This is a genomic window from Arthrobacter echini, from assembly GCF_004803505.1.
GTDB classification, from domain to species: domain Bacteria; phylum Actinomycetota; class Actinomycetes; order Actinomycetales; family Micrococcaceae; genus Arthrobacter_D; species Arthrobacter_D echini.
Genome location: NZ_SSWH01000001.1, coordinates 400,664 through 418,331, shown reverse-complemented (window position 1 = coordinate 418,331; position 17,668 = coordinate 400,664). Strand labels below are relative to the sequence as shown.

The window sequence follows — 17,668 nt, the reverse complement described above, 5'->3', positions numbered from 1 at the left end:
CTGGCGAAACGGCCACGTCCCCGCTGGTGCCCCACCTGCAGGCCAGACGGATCAGACTAAGCTCGGCGGTACGCGTCCATGCGCAGAGAGTACTGGGCTCGCTGGTACCATCCGACGTCGGCTGTGCAAGACGGTATCTTCTCCGTGATCGGGGACTGCGAGACCGCGGCACGTCGATCCTTCTCCAGGTTGAACGCATCCGTCCTCGCTCCTTTGGGCGCTTGCAACGTTTCACGTGAAACGTCTACCTCTCGCCCACCACCGGCGTTCTGCCCGGAAGAGGTGGACCTCCCCATTGTCGGATTCTCCCAGGGTATCGCTTGACCGAAGAAGTAGGTACTTCGTGCACTACTGCAGGTGGATCATGACGCTGAGCGGGCCGGCACCTGATGCCCTGTTGACGCAGCAATGTGGCGACAGTCGCGCGCGGTGGCGCGATGATCTGTCAAGCCGGTTACCTTTCATCCCGTTTCGCGATTCCTCGGGCACTGCGATGCTACGTTGAAGTCTCGTACTGTTCCGAGGACATGGAGGCCCCGATGAAGAGCACGCCGTTCGACAGCACCATTCCTTTCCTGAGGGAAGGCTACCCATTCATCTCGAGCAGATGTGACGCCGTGGGCAAGGACCTCTTCTCCAGCCGGCTCGGTCTCGTGGTGCCGGTGATTTTCATCCGTGGCGCCGACGCCGCAGAGAAGTTCTACGGCGAGGATCGATTCACGAGGGAAGGAGCGATGCCGCCCACCATCCAGCACCTGCTCCAGGACAAGGGATCGGTGCAGACCCTCGAAGGAGACGCCCACAGAGTGCGCAAGCGAGCCTTCATGTCATTGATGTCGCCTGCTGCGATGGATGGTCTCGGCGATGTGTTCGAGAGTGAGTGGCAGAAGGTGGAGAAGCGCCGGCTCGGACGCGGATCAGTGAAGCTGCACGACATGGTGCGTGAGATCCTCACGCGAGCAGCATGCCAGTGGGCGGGCGTGCCGCTGCCCGAGCAGGACGTACCTCGGATCACGCAGGAACTCTCCCTCATGATCGACCAGGTGGCCCGCTTCGGTCCGCGTAACTGGTATGCCCAGCTTCGCCGTCGCGGGACGGAGAGCTGGGTGGCGGGGATGGTGGAACAGGTGCGCTCGGGTGAACTGAGTCCCCGCGAGGGCTCCACCCTGGACGTTTTCTCCCATCATCGGGACGTCGATGGGGAACTCCTGTCGCCCGAGGTCGCGGCGGTCGAGATCATCAACATCCTTCGGCCGATCCTGGCGGTCTCCCGATTCATCGTCTTCGCAGCGGTTGCGCTCCACGAGAACCCGAAGTGGCGCGATACCTTCGCGTCAGGGAACGTCGACGACGTCGAACCGTTCGTTCAGGAGGTACGACGTCATTATCCGTTCTTCCCCGCTGTACCCGGCAGGGTCAAGGATCAGTTCCGCTGGCGAGATCATGACTTCCGCAAGGGAGCGATGGTCATCCTCGACATCTACGGTACCTGCCATGATCCCCGGCTATTCCAGGACCCCGACAGCTTCCAGCCCGAGCGTTTCCGAGGCTGGAGCTGGGATGACAACCCCTACAGCTTGATTGCGCAGGGAGCGGGTAGGCACGAATCAAGTCATCGTTGCCCCGGTGAATGGAGCACGGTGGAACTCATGAAGCGGGCAGTGGTGCTTCTTTCCAGGGCCGGCTACACGGTGCCCAGCCAGGACCTGACCGTGCCCCTAAGCCGGTTTCCGTCACTTCCACGCAGTGGCTTCGTGATCTCACGCTAGGGGCAGCGCGACCGGCAGTCGACACGCGGTGGCTCCGCGCTGCGCAGCCGAACAGAACTGCAGTCGACGAAGAGAAGGGCCCGTCCGCGTACGGGCCCTTCTCTTCGTCGACCTACAGGCCTCAGTCGAGGAAGGCCCGGAACTCCTGCTCGAGCACCTTCTTGGGCTTCGCGCCGATCGATGTGGCTGCCACTTCGCCGCCCTGGAAGACATAGACGGCGGGGATCGATGTAATACCGTACTTGGCTGCGATAGCCGGATTGTCATCCACATTGACCTTGACGACGTCGACCTTCTCCGCATGTTCGGACGCGATCTCGTCGAGGATCGGGGTCAGCATCCGGCACGGACCGCACCATTCCGCCCAGAAGTCGACGATCACGGGCTTCTCGGCCTGAAGCACGTCCACGCCGAACGAGGCGTCTGTGACATCTTTTGCATTGCTCATAGTGATACTTCCTGTCTTGTACCGATCAGACTCGATCAGAATACGGGGGATTCGGAGACCGCCTCGGCGGGAGGAGTCGGGACGCGGGCTGCGGTCTTGGAGGCGCTCACGGTGTCTGCGAGATAATGCTCGACGTCGAGCGCCGCCACGCAGCCGCTTCCGGCGGCAGTGATGGCCTGACGATAGGTGGGATCGATGACATCGCCCGCGGCGAAGACTCCGGGGAGAGAAGTCTTCGACGTCCGTCCGTTCACCGCGATGGTCCCCTCCGACGTCAGCTCGAGCTGGGAACGGACCAGATCGACACGGGGGTCGTTGCCGATAGCAACGAATACACCGCTCACCTCCACCTCGCTGGTGGATCCGTCGATCGTGCTGGCAAGGGTCAGCGACGTCACCTTGTCCCCACCGTGGATCTCCGTGACCTCCGAGTTCCAGAGGAAGTTGATCTTCTCGTGGGCGAAGGCCCGGTCCTGCATGATCTTCGATGCGCGGAGCGAATCCCTGCGATGGATGACCGTGACGGAGCGGGCGAACTTCGTGAGGAACAGTGCTTCCTCCATAGCAGAGTCCCCGCCTCCTACGACGGCGATGTCCTGGTTGCGGAAGAAGAAGCCGTCACACGTCGCACACCAGCTCACGCCATGACCGGAGAGCCGCTTCTCGTTCTCGAGTCCGATCTCACGGTACTCGGAACCGGTGGAGATGATCACGGCACGGGCGAGGTACTCATCGCCATTGGCTGTGATGAGCTTCTTGATCTCACCCTCGAGTTCTGCGGCGACGACGTCCTCGTACAGGATCTCCGTGCCGAACCGCCGCGCCTGCTGCTCGAACTGGTCCATGAGGTCCGGCCCCATGACCCCCTCCGGGAATCCCGGGAAGTTCTCGACGTCGGTGGTGTTCATGAGCTCTCCGCCGGCCTTGACGGAGCTGGCGATCATGACGGGCTTGAGATTGGCTCGCGCCGTGTAGACGGCTGCCGTATATCCCGAAGGACCCGAGCCCACGATGATCACGTCGTGGATCTTCGACTCACCGCCGGGATCGGTTGCAGTGGGACTGTCCACCTGGACGTCGGTATCTGTAGTCACGTTGTCGAACGACCTTTCTGTCTTTTCCATCAATCGATCCGGCCGAGCCGGCCATCTCCGGGGACATCTCCAACAACCGATTCTGCGGAGTGATTATTCCGTTGCAATCACAGCTGCGCCGTCCAGAACCGTCCGTAGGTTCACTCCACGGCTATCTCGGCGATCCTGAGGCCGAACGGATACTGCGCCTGAATGTTCGAGAGCAGCGGAAGCCGGGTGACATCGATGATGACGTAGCTGCCGGTGGGTGGGCCGTCGTCGCCCTCGGGGACGGGAAGGCTGATCGAGGGCGACGTGAAGCTCCCCTGGGCTACTTCCTCCGCCCCCTCGATCGTCGGTTCGTCGTTGACGAGAACCGTGAATGCACCCCCGGAACCGTTGAGCTGGTCGATGGTGACCTGTGAGACGGCCGATTCCTCCTCGAGCTCGACGACGAGCGCCAGGTTGGACGCCAGACCTCCGAAGGTATCGCTCGCATACACCTGGTTCCCCCAGAACGTCGCGGGATCTCCGTCGATGATCCGGGGCAGGTTCACATCATTGCCGGCGTCGAGCCCCGGATTGTCCGGAACGACCCGCGCAATACCGGTGATGACCGGTTGAACCGGTTCAGGTTCCGGGTCGGCGGCCGCGGTCGTCGGCGCCGCTGTCGGGACAGGGGTCGCCGGAGCACTGGTGCCCTGGTCCGGCTGCTCCTCGGCGGTCGGCTCCCCGCCGAAGAGGGATCCGAGCTGTGTGGCCACGAGCACGACGGCGATCACCAGGACGATGCTCAGCAGCACGCCGAGGAGAACACGCGTGAACGGTCTGCCGCCGTCGGCCGGATCCTCATCGTCCGGATAGCTCTCGTCCTCCCCTTCTTCGTCGCGGGGGTCGAAGAAGGGGAAACGGGATGCTTCCCGGTCCGTCGCTCCGGCCGCCGTTGCTCCCACCGCACCGGCTGCCACAGCTTCACGGACCTGAGGTTCCTCCTGATCCTGCGCCTCGTCCCCGCCGCGGTAGGAGCTCGGCCGGCTGCTGGGAGGCGGCGGGACGAGGTGCGACGTCGGTCGGGAATCAGCCGCCGGCGCGGCCTCGACGGGTCCGATCTCCGCGGAGTCGTCGCCCTGCTCCTGCGCCTGTCGGTCGAAACGTCGCCGGAGGGCCGAGAACCCCGACGACCACCGGGACTGAGGACGGACCTCCTCGTAGTCCTCGTCGTCCGAGGCCTCCGGTTCCGTGGAGCGGGGGCGGCCGAAGATCTCCGATCCCAGAGTATCGGTGAAGAACGGCTCCACATACGGCTCGTCCTCCGCATCCCCATACGGTCCATCCTCCGCCGGGGTGTCGTCCATAGGGGCGTCCTGGTCCAGGATGAGGTCGAGCATGCCGGCAGCCGGGGTGCGGTTCGTGATCAGAGCCGTGCCGATATCCGTGGTCAGCAGGTCGAGGACCTGGATCTTCTCGTTCCGGTCTCCTGTAGCCAGCTCCCTGGCACTGACCAAGGCCTGCTCGGCGTTGGGCTCCGAAGCAACGAGGATGCTGACCGGGCGATTCAGTACCTGGTCCACGCCGTCGAGCACGAGATCCTGCTGAGCAGATGTCAGGACATGGGCGGTCACCCGGTACCGACCACCCAGTACTGACCCGACGTCTACTGCTTCCGACACGTGTTCCTCCCGGCACTACCCTGCTGATTCCTACCCATGCTACCGGTCGGCAGACCCATGACCTGCTGGGCCGATCAGCCTGTGCTCCGCCTGAAACGCGCGAACAGTGGCGCTACGAAGTCCTGCAGTTCGGTCACTCTGAGCAGCCTGAGCATGAGCAGATAGACGGCTGCCATGACTGTCCCGCCCATCGCGAGCACGACGACGGCGTTGAGCCTGGACTGCCACAGGAACCCGGTGTCGCTGTACCCTCCGAAGCCCCAGCACAGGACGGTACCCACGAGGGCTGCGGCGATACCGGCGACGATCAGGCGGACATGGACGTCGAAGACATGCCCCGCGCCATAGGAGCCGATGACACGGGTCAGGAACACGTGACTGACCAGGACCGCGATCACGTTTCCCAGAGAGTAGGCGAGGGCCAGCATCGGCACGATCAGGCGTGGATCGAACATGCCGGCCGCGAGCGCGAGAGTCACCCCGACCACGGAGAGGATCAGCTGGATCTTCAGCGGCGTCTTCACGTCCTCACTGGCGTAGAAGACGCGGTTGAGGAAGAAGTTGGCGCTGAGGAAGGGCGCTCCCACGGCGAGGATCGCGATGATCACGCCGTTGATCGCCGCGACCTCGGGCGACTCGCTGAACAGGACCCCGAGGGGGCCCGCGAAGGTCAGCAGTGCGGCTGCACCGAAGACGGTCGCGACGCCGATGGTGCGCAGGCCGTGGGACAGGGTGGCCCGCACGGCCGGTAGATCATTGTCGGCATGGGCCGAGGAGAGCTGGTTGAACATGACGGTGGCCAGGGACAGGGCGATCACGGCGTGCGGCAACTGGTACAGCATGGTGCCGAACTCGAGATTCGTGGAACCGGCGATCTCCACCGGCGGATCCTGCGCGAGAAGAGCCGGCCTGGCATCGGAGGCAATCGTCGCGATCCTCAGGTTGACCAGGTAGAGCCCGTTGCCGACGAGCATGGTCACGATCGTCACGGATGCCAGCTTCCCTGTGCGGCCCAACCCCGAGCCACGGAGACCGAACTTCGGGCGAAGACCGAGGTTCAGGCGTTTGAGCGGAACGATCAGCACGGCGGCCTGGACGATGATGCCGAGCGTCGTTCCGCCGGCGAGCAGCAGTGTCTGCTCGCCGGTCCAGGAGTCGGGGCTGTGGCGTTCCACCTGCTCGGTCCCCATGAGCGCGATGAAGGCCAGGAGAAAGCCGATCGAGACGATGTTGTTGGCGACCGGAGCCCACATGTAGGGGCCGAAGGAACCGTTGGCATTGAGGATCTGCCCGGTCACCGCGTAGATGCCGTAGAAGAAGATCTGCGGCAGGCACCAGTATGCGAACACCGTGGTCAGGGTCAGCCTGGCGCCGGTGAAGCTCGTGGTCACCTCGACGATGATCGGCGCGGCGATCGTCACGAGCACGGTCAGGACCAGAAGGGCGACGACGGCGAGGGTGAGGAGTCTGCTCACATAGTCGGCGCCGCGATCGGGCTGTCGGCTGGCACGGATGATCTGGGGCACCAGCACGGCGTTGAAGACTCCGCCGGCAAGCATCAGGTACAGGAAGTTGGGCAGGTTGTTGGCCGAGGTGAAGAGGTCCGACACCTGCCCGGCCGCGCCGATGGCGGTTGCCAGCAACGCCACCCTGACGAGCCCGAGGAGCCGGGAGGCGAGGGTGCCCGCGGCCATGATCGCGCTGGCACGGGCGGTGGAGCCGCTGCGGGGAGCGGAGGGATCAGCGCGAGGTGCCGGTGTGCCGTCCGCTAGGGGGGTGGAGGCTGTGTTCGTGTCGGACATCGCTCCCTATCGTCTCACCCGGGTAGCCCGCGAGCGCACCGCCGGCAGTACAGCAGACTCAGAGGTGTTCCGGCAGCGCCTCACGGGCCAGATCCGCGATGCGGCGTTCGTTGGGGAAGGACAGGCGGCGGCCGAGTTCGTGCAGGGGTACCCATGCGACGTCGACGGCCTCGTGATCGGGATCGTTCTCGATGGTGAGCTCGCCGCCCGTCGCGATGAGCAGGAAATGATGCACCGTCTTGTGCACGCGGTGGCCGCTGACCGTGAACCAGTAGTCGATGCTTCCGAGCGTGGACACGATCCTGCCCTCGATCCCGGTTTCCTCGGCGATCTCCCGGACGGCTGCATCCTCATTGTTCTCGGTACCCTCGGGATGACCCTTCGGCAGGCACCATTCGAGGCGTCCGCCGCGGTTCAGTCGGGCGATGATGGCGACGTCGAGAGTGTCCTTCGAAGCATCGATGACCACCCCTCCGGACGAGATCTCCTCCACCGTGGGCAGCTGATGCACTGCAGGCATACCCGTGGTTCCCATTGACACTGTCAACGGGGTGCGTTTCGGTGCACTCGGAACGGGTCGGTCCATGCAGACCACTCTAACGATCTTTGAATGGAGCTGCCGACGGTCCGGGTCGGTCCAGGAGACTCCCGCTGCCGGCGCCGCGTGCATTCCACGTCGGTGGCACCGGGCGTCCGCTGTGGGAATCGGCACGCGGTCTGGCACCCTTGAAGGACTATGTCGCGCCTTTCGGACACGTCCTCATTCACCGCTTCCCTGCCTCCCGTGGTCCTCGAGGTCGGCGAACTCTTCAATGCCGCCGGCCATGACCTCTCCCTCGTCGGCGGACCGGTTCGGGATCTGTTCCTCGGTAGGGTCTCACCCGATCTCGACTTCACCACGGACGCCGACCCGGATCAGACCGTCGCCGTCATCAAGGGGTGGGCGGACGCCTACTGGGAGATCGGACGCGCATTCGGAACGATCGGTCTTCGCAGGATGGGATACCAGATCGAGATCACCACCTACCGCGCAGAGGCCTACGATCCCGGGTCCAGGAACCCGACGGTCGCCTTCGGAACGAGTCTCGAGGACGATCTGCTGCGCCGCGACTTCACGATCAACGCCATGGCACTGAGGCTCCCGTCCCTCGAACTCGTCGATCCGTTCGGGGGCGTGCGGGATCTCCACGGAGGATTCCTGCGGACACCCGGGACGCCGTCGTCGTCGTTCTCCGACGACCCGCTGCGCATGATGCGCGCCGCACGCTTCGTCTCCCAGCTGGGTGTGAGCGTGGCCCCCGAGGTCTCGGAGGCCATGACGGACATGGCCGGGCGCATCTCCATCATCTCGGCCGAACGGGTGCGCGATGAGCTGGTGAAGCTCCTTCGCGGCAGGGCGCCCGACGCCGGGATGGATCTCATGGTCGCGACAGGCCTTGCCGATCATGTGCTGCCGGAGGTGGCGGCGCTACGCCTCGAGACGGATGAGCACCATCGGCACAAGGACGTCTACCAGCACTCGCTGACCGTGCTGCGTCAGGCGTGCGAGCTGGAGACGGGCGAGGACGGCCCCGTTCCCGGGCCCGACGTCGTCCTGCGTCTGGCGGCCCTCCTCCACGACATCGGGAAACCGGCCACCCGGAAGTTCGAACCCGGCGGCGCTGTCACTTTCCGCCATCACGACACGGTCGGAGCGAAGCTGGCAGCGAAGCGACTGCGCGCACTGCGTTTCGACAACGACACCGTCAAGGCCGTTGCGCGCCTGGTGGAGCTGCACATGCGGTTCTACGGATACGGCGAGGCGGGCTGGAGCGACTCGGCCGTCAGGCGGTACGTGAGCGACGCCGGTCCCCTCCTCGAGCGGCTGCACCGGCTCACGCGCTCCGATGTCACCACGCGGAACCGGCGCAAGGCCGAGCGGCTGGCCTTCGCCTACGATGATCTCGAGGCACGGATCAGTGCGCTGGCGGAGCAGGAAGAACTCGCGTCGATCCGCCCTGATCTCGACGGTGAGCAGATCATGGCCCTGCTCGGGATATCCCCGGGCCCCGTGGTGGGACGTGCCTATCGCTTCCTCCTCGAGGAGCGCATGGAGCACGGGCCGCTGAGCCACGCCGAGGCCGAAACCATGCTTCGCTCCTGGTGGCGCGAGCAGCCCGAATCCAAGGAGAGTACGCAATGAGACCTTTGTCAGGTGCAGCAGCACCGGATCTGACCCCGGCCGGAACACCTCTTCCCCGGCTGTGGCTGCTCCGGCACGGAGAGACCGAGTGGTCCAGGGACGGTCGCTACACGGGTCTCACCGACCTCGCACTCACCGAGAACGGCGAGAAGCAGGCATTGGCGGCCCGCGAGCACCTCGAGGGCGTCGACTTCGATCTCGTGCTCACCTCGCCCCTGCAGCGCGCGGTGCGCACCGCCGAGCTCGCCGGATTCCCCGACGCCGAGGTGCTGCCGTACGCCCACGAGTGGGACTACGGGGACAACGAGGGCCGCAACAGCGCGACGGTGCGGGAAGAGAACCCGGGCTACCTGATCTGGAACGACGGCGTCCCGAACGGCGAGACGCTGGATCAGGTCTCGGAGCGGGCGGACCGCGTGATCGCACGTGTCCAGGCCGGATGCGGAACACCGGCGGACCGCGATTCCGATGCCACCCCCGTACAGAACGCGCTGCTCGTGGCACACGGTCATTTCCTCAGGGTTCTCTCCGCCCGCTGGCTGCAGTTCGGCGGGATCGAGGGACGTCGGTTCGTCCTGGGTACGGCTGCCGTCTGCGCACTCGGCTGGGACAAGCGCACGCCCGCGATCGTGCACTGGAACCTCTAGGACCAACACCCGCGTACTGAGCGACCCACGGCACGATTCGTGGGTCGCTTCCCTTGCGGCACGGTACCGGCGCGCCTGTCCGTGCCGGAATCCGATACCGGAATGAGAGCCGGCAGTACGGCGTTGTAGTGTCGGGGTGGACTATCGAACGGCACAGATCCCACAGCCGGTCGGAAGGGAGAGGGTGTGACCGGCGTCAGGCGCGTGGCCATGCTGTCCCTTCATTCCTCGCCCCTGGAGCAGCCCGGCAGGGGTGACGCCGGTGGGATGAACGTCTACGTCAGAAGTACAGCGCTGGAACTGGCGAGGGCGGGCGTCGAGGTGGAGATCTTCACGCGGGGCGTCGGTGAAGGACGGCCACGCCGGGAGATCCTGCAGGACGGCGTGCTGGTGCATCACCTCGATGCAGGCCCGCCCCGGCCCATCCCGAAGGAAGCTCTGCCCGGGCTGGCGGAGATTTTCGCCGACGCCATCGCCGATACCGCGGGACTGCGCGCGGACGGTCACTTCGATGTGCTGCACTCCCACTACTGGGTCTCCGGTGCCGTGGGGCTGAACCTGAGCAGGAAACTCGACCTGCCGCTCGTGCACTCCATGCACACCATGGCCAAGGTCAAGAATCTGCGCATGAGGACGATCAGTTCGCCCGAACCCGCCGACAGGATCACCGGCGAGCAGTCCATCGTGGTCGGCTCGACACGGCTCCTGGCGAACACGAGTACCGAAGCCACCGAACTCGTCTCGCTCTACGGTGCCGACCCGGGACGCATCGACGTGGTCGCCCCGGGAGTCGATCTCGCCACGTTCCACCCGGGCGACCGGCGTGCAGCGCGCGCGTCCCTGGCCTTTCCACCCGAGCAGTTCCATGTGGTCTTCGCCGGCAGGATCCAGAAACTCAAGGGTCCGCAGGTGCTGGTGTCGGCGGCAGCCGAACTGCGCTCGCGTCGACCCGACATCCCACTGGTCGTCAGCATTCTCGGCTCCGGCAGCGGGTCCGAGCTGTTCGCGCTCCAGCCCCTCATCGACGACGCCGGCCTCGGGGAGACCGTGCGGCTCTATCCGCCGGTGACCGCGGCACATCTGGCCCAGTGGTTCAGGGCCGCGGACGCCGTCGTCATGCCGTCCTTCAGCGAGTCGTTCGGGCTGGTGGCGCTCGAGGCGCAGGCCTGCGGTACCCCGGTGGTCGCGGCCAACGTGGGCGGCCTGCCCCAGGCCGTCAGCGACGGACGCAGTGGTCTCCTCGTGGACGGGCACAGCCCCGCTGCCTGGGCGCGTGCTCTCGAGGGACTGCACGACGACGAGGCCCTGCGCGCCTGCCTCGGCAGGGGTGCAGCCCTCCACGCACTCGGTTTCGGCTGGCAGCGCACGGCGCTGCTCACGGCCCAGAGTTACCGGAAGGCTGTCGAGCACTTCCCCATCGGGACCCCGAAGTAGGGCCCTTCCCGCGCCGTAGGATAGGACCGTGCTTCCCACCGAGCTGGCCGAATACCTCGATTCCGTGCGCATCACCGGAGACGTCGCCACACCACGCCAGGACAACCTGAGGCACATGCACCTCTTCCTCGAGGGCAACGAGCACCTCGAGTTCGGCGTCACCCGTACGCGCGAGTGGAGCTACGACGACGTCTTCGACCTCATGCACGACCGGGTGGGAATCGATCCCGATCGTGCCCATGTCCGGGGCCAGGACACCATCGATGCAGCGAAGTGTGTTGCATCGCTCGACCGGTTCGCCGACGTCCTCGGTGCCGCGGTGAGCAGAAGCGAGCGCATCCTCTTCGCGACGGGGCATCCTGCCGGTCTGCTGCCCGTCCACGCAGCCTTCGCGCGTTCTGCTGCGGCAGCCGGCGCCACGGTGGTGGAGGTACCCGAGGGCCGACCGTTCGGCGAGGGGGACATCCGCCAGATCTTCGGCGTCCTGGTCTGGCACCAGCACGGTGGCCTGATGCACACGCACTTCCCCGCGCCGATGCGGCTGAGCCTTCAGACCCTGGCCGACGACGGACTCGCTCCGCCGGATCTCGTGGTGGCCGATCATGGCTGGGCGGGGCAGGCGGCGAGCTCGGGCCTTCGAACCATCGGCTTCGCGGACTGCAACGATCCCGGTCTGTTCGTCGCCGAGGCCCAGGGGCAACTGGAGGTCGCCGTGCCACTGGACGACAACGTTCCGCCAGGATTGTACGGGCCCCTGATCGACTACGTCCTGACACGGGCGGGGATGCCTCCGGTGTGAGCCGGGCCACTGATAGGTTGGGCCCATGAGCGATCTTGAGATTGCCCGCAGCGCTGCGGTCAGGCCCATCGAGGACATCGCCGACGCCGCGGGCATCCCGCGGGAAGCCGTCGAGTTCCACGGACGCTACAAGGCGAAGATCGACCCGCGCCTGCTACCCGAGGACGACGGCGTCCCGGGCCAGGTGGTACTCGTCAGCGCGATGAGTCCCACCCCTGCAGGCGAGGGCAAGTCCACGTGCACGGTGGGACTGGCCGATTCCCTGGCCCGGGCGGGTCAGCGGGTCATGATCGCCCTCCGCGAGCCGTCCCTCGGGCCGGTGCTCGGCATGAAGGGCGGTGCCACGGGAGGCGGGTACTCCCAGGTGCTGCCCATGGACGAGATCAATCTGCACTTCACGGGTGACTTCCACGCCATCACGGCGGCGAACAACGCCCTGGCGGCACTGATCGACAACCACATCCACCAGGGCAACATCCTCGGCATCGATCCGAGACGCGTCACGTTCAAGCGGGTCCTCGACGTCAACGACCGGGCGCTGCGCGAGGTGGTCATCGGCCTCGGCGGCCCCACGGAGGGAACCCCACGCCAGGACGGCTTCGACATCACGGTGGCCTCCGAGGTCATGGCGGTCTTCTGTCTGGCCCAGGATCTCGACGACCTGAGGGAACGGCTCGGCAACATCACGTTCGGCTACACCTACGAGCGCACTCCCCTGACCGTGCGCGATCTCGGCGTCGAAGGGGCGCTGACCCTGCTGCTCAAGGACGCCATCAAGCCGAATCTCGTCCAGACCATCGCCGGGACCCCCGCGCTGGTCCACGGGGGCCCGTTCGCCAACATCGCCCACGGCTGCAACTCGGTGATCGCGACGCGCACGGCCCGGCAGCTGGCGGACATCGTGGTGACCGAGGCGGGTTTCGGCGCGGATCTGGGCGCCGAGAAGTTCCTCGACATCAAGGCGCGTGCTGCAGGCTTCGCACCCGGCGCCGTCGTCATCGTGGCCACCATCCGCGCGCTGAAGATGCACGGGGGCGTCGCGAAGACCGAGCTGGCCGCGTCGAACGTGGAGGCGGTCGCCGCAGGAACGGCGAATCTGCTCCGGCACGTCCGGAACATCGAGAAGTTCGGTCTCTCGCCGGTCGTGGCCGTCAATCAGTTCGGCACGGACTCCGAGGAGGAACTGGACTGGCTGCTGGGCTGGTGCCGGACCGAGGGGATCGACGCCGCAGTGGCCGACGTGTGGGGTCAGGGCGGAGGGGGGCCCGGCGGCGACGAACTCGCGGCGAAGGTCCTCGCAGCCCTGGACCGACCGGTGGACTTCTCGCACCTGTACCCGCTCGAGCTGCCCGTGGAGGACAAGATCCGCACCATCGCCCGTGAGATCTACGGGGCCGGCAACGTCGACTTCTCCGCCGCCGCCCTGCGGCGACTGGCGGAGATCAGGGCCAATGGCTGGGATGCGCTGCCGGTGTGCATGGCGAAGACGCAGTACTCGTTCTCGGACGATCCGACGCTGCTCGGGGCCCCGACGGGGTTCGACCTCCACGTCAGGGATCTCGTCATCAGGACCGGAGCGGGCTTCGTCGTCGTGACGACCGGCGCGGTGATGACCATGCCGGGGCTGCCGAAGGAACCCGCCGCGCTGCGGATGGACGTCGACGCCGACGGGCAGGCGGTCGGTCTGTTCTAGCGAACTGTCGCCGCGACACCCGGCCGGAGGCCCCGGAGGGGCGGTCCGAGGCCGCAGCGTCCGTGGGAAGAACAGTTAGCGGTCGAGCTCGCCGCGGATGAACGCCTCGACCCTCTCATGGGCGATATCGTCCGCGTACTGCTCCGGCGGCGACTTCATGAAGTAGCTGGAGGCGGAAAGGATCGGTCCGCCGATGCCGCGATCAAGGGCGATCTTCGCTGCGCGGATGGCGTCGATGATGACTCCGGCGGAGTTGGGCGAGTCCCACACCTCGAGCTTGTACTCCAGCGAGACCGGAGCATCCCCGAAGTTGCGTCCTTCCAGGCGTACGAAGGCCCACTTCCGGTCGTCGAGCCAGGCCACGTAGTCCGAGGGGCCGATATGGACGTCGTCGGCGTGCAGCTCGGCTTTCACATTGGAGGTCACGGCCTGCGTCTTGGAGACCTTCTTGGATTCGAGGCGATCGCGCTCGAGCATGTTCTTGAAGTCCATGTTGCCGCCCACATTGAGCTGGTACGTGCGATCCAGGGTGACGCCGCGATCCTCGAACAGCTTCGCCATGACCCGGTGGGTGATCGTCGCGCCGATCTGGCTCTTGATGTCGTCACCGACGATCGGGACGCCGGCCTCGGTGAACTTGTCCGCCCACTCCTTCGTCCCGGCGATGAAGACGGGAAGAGCGTTGACGAATGCGACCCCTGCATCGATGGCGCACTGTGCGTAGTACTTGGCGGCGTGCTCCGAGCCGACGGGCAGGTAGCAGACGAGGACATCGGCTCTGGAATCCTTGAGCTGGGCGACGATGTCGACGGGCTCCTCGTCCGACTCGACGATGGTCTCGCGGTAGTACTTGCCCAGGCCGTCGAGGGTGTGGCCGCGCTGGACGATGACGCCGGTGGGCGGGACGTCGACGATCTTGATGGTGTTGTTCTCGCTGGCGCCGATGGCTTCCGCGAGGTCGTGGCCCACCTTCTTGCCGTCGACGTCGAACGCGGCGACGAACTCGACGTCGCCCACGTGGTACTTGCCGAACTCGACATGCATCAGACCCGGGATGGAACCCGTGGGATCGGCATCACGATAGTAGTGCACACCCTGTACGAGCGACGCGGCACAGTTGCCGACTCCAATGATTGCCACGCGAATGGGGTTCTGTCCCACAGTTCTCCTCGAAAGCCAGTTGAGTATGCGCCCGTCGGCATTTCCCAGGAATAGGGGCGGCGGGAACTACAAGTCTACGTTCAGTTCGCAGCGCGCATGGCAGCGTGCGTATTCCCCGCGCGCCCTGGCCGCGCCGGCGGTGGTGCCCACTCGGGAGACTGACCATGGGTCATCATCAGCGCTCGTGACCTCCGTCGGCCGTGCAGCCGCAGCGGAGCGGTCAGGAGCCCGGAATCAGGCTCCGAGCTGTGCCGGGGCACCCGCTAGGCTGGCAGGGCCGTGGAAGACCCGTCGCACAAGGCACTCGGGGCGTCCACATCCACGTGAGGGCCGGTGAACCCGGGTGGAGCGAGCGGCGGCACATGTGAAGACCAGCGGAAGAGAATCAGTGAGTGCAGAACCTCTGACCTACACCCTGCTCGACGACGACGGCTTCGAGGCGATCGCGGCAGCCCACCCCGAGGTGAGGATCCCGATCGAGCAGACGCCGGCGTGGGTCCTCTTCGAGCAGGCACTCGGGCGCGCGGCGCTCGGTATCTGGGCCTACACGGACAGCAGCGGGGTGCTGATCGCCACGGCGAGCTTCGTCCAGGTGCGGAGGCGTCTGCGCGAATCCGTCGTGGTGGTCAACGGGCCCGTCTGGTTCGCGGAGCGCACGCCTGCTGCCGAACGCGTGCTGATGGAAACCGTGCGTGACCAGTTCGACGACCACCGGTCCGTGGATCCGCTCTATGTCCGCATGCAGGTCGCGACCCCGCAGTTCCCAGCCACCGGTCCGATCGAGCACGGGTGGTACGAGCGGGAGATCGTCGTCGACCTCGCCATGTCCGAGGCCGAACTCCTGAAGAGCTTCAGGCCCAATGCACGCAACAGCATCCGGCGCGCGCAGCGCAATGGAGTCGAGGTGCGGCATATTCCGCGTACGGAATGGAACTCGGTGTTCGTTGCTGAGCTCTTCCCGATCATGCGTGAAACGGCTGAGCGGGACGGCTTCCAGTCCTTCGACTCGTCGTACTACGAGACGCTGCTGAACGTGCTCGGCGACCACCTGAGGATGCTCGTCGCCTACCGGGACGGTGAACCGCTCAGCTGGCTCATCACCACGGAGTACAGGGGCTATTCGGTGTACTACTTCGCGGGCAGCACGCACCAGGCCCGCCGGCTCTTCGCTCCGTACCTGCTGTTGTGGGAGGCATTCCGCGTGCTCAGGGAGGCAGGCAATACCGCGTGCGGACTGACCGGTATCGTCAGCGAGAACTATCCGGAGCTGGCCAATGTCACCACCTTCAAGCGGAATTTCTCCAGGGACGTGGTGGTGGTACCGACGACGTACGACATCCCCCTCCGCCGGAGGCGGTACGCAATTGTCGCTGGTGTGCTGCGTGCCCGCCGGTCGGCGGCTGCAGCGGCAGGGTCGGCCCGGCAGCGCGGCATGTCCGCCCTGAAGCAACTCCAGGAGCGACGCGGATCGGGAGGTGGCCCGTGATCGACGTCGAAGTGGTCGGGGCGGGCCCGAACGGCCTTGCAGCGGCGGTCGTCATGGCCCGTGCCGGCTTGAGCGTCCGCGTGCGCGAGGCCGGTCCGACGATCGGCGGTGGGACACGAACCCGCGAGCTCATGGAGCAGGACCACGTCCACGACGTCGGTTCCGCTGTTCATCCCATGGCGCTGGCATCCCCGTTCTTCCGGGACTTCCAACTCTCCCGGCGCATCGGATTCGCCGTTCCCGAGGTGTCGTTCGCCCATCCGCTCGACGGCGGACGGGCCGGGGTCGCGTACCGCAGCATGGAACGGACGGTCGCCGGACTCGGCGTCGACGGCGAGGCCTACCGCCGTCTCCTGCAGCCCCTGAGCGATCGGGACCAGGACGTCCTGGACTTCGCCCTGCATCACGTGCTCCGGTTTCCCCGCAGGCCGGAAGCCGCCGTGCGGTTCGCGCTCGCCGTGCTGGAGCAGGGACTGCCCTGGTGGAACAGGCGGTTCAGCACCGACGAAGCCAGAGCACTGCTCACGGGCGTCATGGCTCACCCCGTGGGAACTCTTCCCTCGCTCGCCGGCGCCGGTGCGGGGCTGGTCCTGCATCTTCTCGCGCACACGGTGGGGTGGCCGATTCCGGTCGGAGGCTCCCAGTCCATCGCCGAAGCCCTGGCCCTCGACCTGCGGCAGCACGATGGGCGCATCATCACCGACAGCCGCATCGACACCCTCGCGGAGGTCTCCGGTGCCCGGGTGGTACTTCTGGATGTTGCTCCCAGGACGTTCCAGGCCATGTCCCGAGGGCGGTTGCCGGCAGCCTACGAGAGGGCCCTGTCCGCCTTCACCTACGGCAATGCGGCCTGCAAGGTGGACTTCATCCTGTCCGGGCCGGTGCCCTGGGCACACCCGGAACTGCACCGCGCCGGCACGGCCCACCTCGGCGGCACGCGCGAGGAGATCGCCGTCGGGGAGCGGCAGGTCAGACGGGGCGAGCACCCGTCGAGCCCCTACGTCCTGCTGTCCCAGCCCTCGACGTTCGATCCGACCCGTGCGCCCGAGGGACGTCACATCCTGTGGACCTACTGCCATGTGCCGCGCGGCTCCACCCGTGACATGGCGGAGGCCGTCACGGCGCAGATCGAGAGATTCGCCCCCGGTTTCCGGGACGTCGTCGTGCGCACCCACACGCTGACCGCCGCCGGACTCGAGGCCTACGACGCGAACTACGTGGGTGGGGACTTCAGCAGTGGAGCGGTGAACCTGCGGCAGATCATCGCCAGGCCAGTGCCCTCGCTGCAACCGTGGGCAACCCCGTTACCGGGTGTCTACCTCTGTTCGCAATCGACGCCGCCCGGACCCGGCGTGCACGGGATGGCCGGGCTGAATGCCGCGCGGCTGGCACTCGAGCGCGAATTCGGACTGCCCGTACCGGCACTGGGGCTGTGACAGCGGTCGATCGGGTCGGGGCATGGACCTGTCAGCGGACGTCCGGGGAACACGCAGGCGAAGAGTGT

At 66.2% G+C, this 17,668-nt stretch carries 14 protein-coding genes; 8 read left to right on the top strand and 6 right to left on the bottom strand.

What is annotated here, in order from left to right; genetic code table 11:
* Positions 1–539: 539 nt before the first annotated feature.
* Positions 540–1,769, top strand: coding sequence for a cytochrome P450 (locus E8P82_RS02035; protein WP_136452801.1), 1,230 nt, complete (start codon positions 540–542; stop codon positions 1,767–1,769).
* A 121-nt stretch (positions 1,770–1,890) separates the two neighbouring features.
* On the opposite strand, the gene trxA is transcribed toward E8P82_RS02035, so the two are convergent.
* From trxA to E8P82_RS02010, 5 genes are all read right to left on the bottom strand, one after another.
* On the bottom strand, positions 1,891–2,217 hold the full coding sequence (gene trxA / locus E8P82_RS02030; protein WP_136452800.1) for a thioredoxin: 327 nt from the start codon (positions 2,215–2,217) through the stop codon (positions 1,891–1,893).
* A 35-nt stretch (positions 2,218–2,252) separates the two neighbouring features.
* A complete protein-coding gene (gene trxB / locus E8P82_RS02025; RefSeq protein ID WP_425455971.1) occupies positions 2,253–3,311 on the bottom strand; it encodes a thioredoxin-disulfide reductase in 1,059 nt (352 codons plus the stop codon).
* 140 nt (positions 3,312–3,451) lie between these two features.
* Positions 3,452–4,960: a hypothetical protein gene (locus tag E8P82_RS02020; RefSeq protein WP_136452798.1), complete on the bottom strand. Its 1,509-nt coding sequence runs from the start codon at positions 4,958–4,960 to the stop codon at positions 3,452–3,454.
* Positions 4,961–5,034: 74 nt separating this feature from the next.
* Positions 5,035–6,762, bottom strand: coding sequence for a murein biosynthesis integral membrane protein MurJ (gene murJ / locus E8P82_RS02015; protein ID WP_136452797.1), 1,728 nt, complete (start codon positions 6,760–6,762; stop codon positions 5,035–5,037).
* Positions 6,763–6,820: 58 nt separating this feature from the next.
* Entirely contained in the window at positions 6,821–7,348 is a 528-nt protein-coding gene (locus tag E8P82_RS02010; protein ID WP_136452796.1) for an NUDIX hydrolase, read from the bottom strand.
* 150 nt (positions 7,349–7,498) lie between these two features.
* Between E8P82_RS02010 and E8P82_RS02005 the strand changes: the two genes are divergently transcribed.
* The 5 genes from E8P82_RS02005 to E8P82_RS01985 all read left to right on the top strand — a co-directional run bounded on the left by E8P82_RS02005 (position 7,499) and on the right by E8P82_RS01985 (position 13,517).
* Positions 7,499–8,944, top strand: coding sequence for a CCA tRNA nucleotidyltransferase (locus E8P82_RS02005; RefSeq protein ID WP_136452795.1), 1,446 nt, complete (start codon positions 7,499–7,501; stop codon positions 8,942–8,944).
* Positions 8,941–9,591 carry a histidine phosphatase family protein gene (locus tag E8P82_RS02000; protein WP_136452794.1) on the top strand — a complete coding sequence of 217 codons (651 nt, stop codon included), beginning with the start codon at positions 8,941–8,943 and terminating at the stop codon, positions 9,589–9,591. The genes E8P82_RS02005 and E8P82_RS02000 overlap by 4 nt, the downstream gene beginning before the upstream one ends.
* A gap of 186 nt (positions 9,592–9,777) precedes the next feature.
* Complete coding sequence (gene mshA, locus E8P82_RS01995) at positions 9,778–11,025, top strand: D-inositol-3-phosphate glycosyltransferase (protein WP_136452793.1); 1,248 nt, start codon at positions 9,778–9,780, stop codon at positions 11,023–11,025.
* Positions 11,026–11,053: 28 nt separating this feature from the next.
* Positions 11,054–11,824 (top strand): phosphatase, encoded by a 771-nt coding sequence (locus E8P82_RS01990; RefSeq protein ID WP_136452792.1) that lies wholly within the window; start codon positions 11,054–11,056, stop codon positions 11,822–11,824.
* Positions 11,825–11,849: 25 nt separating this feature from the next.
* The gene (locus E8P82_RS01985) at positions 11,850–13,517 is read left to right on the top strand and encodes a formate--tetrahydrofolate ligase (protein WP_136452791.1); all 1,668 of its coding nucleotides are present in this window, start codon (positions 11,850–11,852) and stop codon (positions 13,515–13,517) included.
* Positions 13,518–13,592: 75 nt separating this feature from the next.
* Here E8P82_RS01985 and E8P82_RS01980 read toward each other — a convergent pair whose 3' ends face one another.
* Positions 13,593–14,678, bottom strand: a complete 1,086-nt coding sequence (locus E8P82_RS01980; RefSeq protein ID WP_136452790.1) for an inositol-3-phosphate synthase — start codon at positions 14,676–14,678, stop codon at positions 13,593–13,595.
* A gap of 388 nt (positions 14,679–15,066) precedes the next feature.
* On the opposite strand from E8P82_RS01980, the gene E8P82_RS01975 reads away from it, so the two are divergent.
* Positions 15,067–16,164, top strand: coding sequence for a lipid II:glycine glycyltransferase FemX (locus tag E8P82_RS01975; RefSeq protein ID WP_136452789.1), 1,098 nt, complete (start codon positions 15,067–15,069; stop codon positions 16,162–16,164).
* A complete protein-coding gene (locus E8P82_RS01970; protein ID WP_136452788.1) occupies positions 16,161–17,600 on the top strand; it encodes a phytoene desaturase family protein in 1,440 nt (479 codons plus the stop codon). The genes E8P82_RS01975 and E8P82_RS01970 overlap by 4 nt, the downstream gene beginning before the upstream one ends.
* The last annotated feature ends 68 nt before the right edge of the window (positions 17,601–17,668 follow it).

Coding starts and splice junctions, on each gene's coding strand:
- E8P82_RS02035 (WP_136452801.1), top strand. CDS start 540: ATGAAGAGCACGCCGTTCGACAGCACCATTCCTTTCCTGAGGGAAGGC.
- trxA (WP_136452800.1), bottom strand. CDS start 2,217: ATGAGCAATGCAAAAGATGTCACAGACGCCTCGTTCGGCGTGGACGTG.
- murJ (WP_136452797.1), bottom strand. CDS start 6,762: ATGTCCGACACGAACACAGCCTCCACCCCCCTAGCGGACGGCACACCG.
- E8P82_RS02010 (WP_136452796.1), bottom strand. CDS start 7,348: ATGGACCGACCCGTTCCGAGTGCACCGAAACGCACCCCGTTGACAGTG.
- E8P82_RS02005 (WP_136452795.1), top strand. CDS start 7,499: ATGTCGCGCCTTTCGGACACGTCCTCATTCACCGCTTCCCTGCCTCCC.
- E8P82_RS02000 (WP_136452794.1), top strand. CDS start 8,941: ATGAGACCTTTGTCAGGTGCAGCAGCACCGGATCTGACCCCGGCCGGA.
- E8P82_RS01985 (WP_136452791.1), top strand. CDS start 11,850: ATGAGCGATCTTGAGATTGCCCGCAGCGCTGCGGTCAGGCCCATCGAG.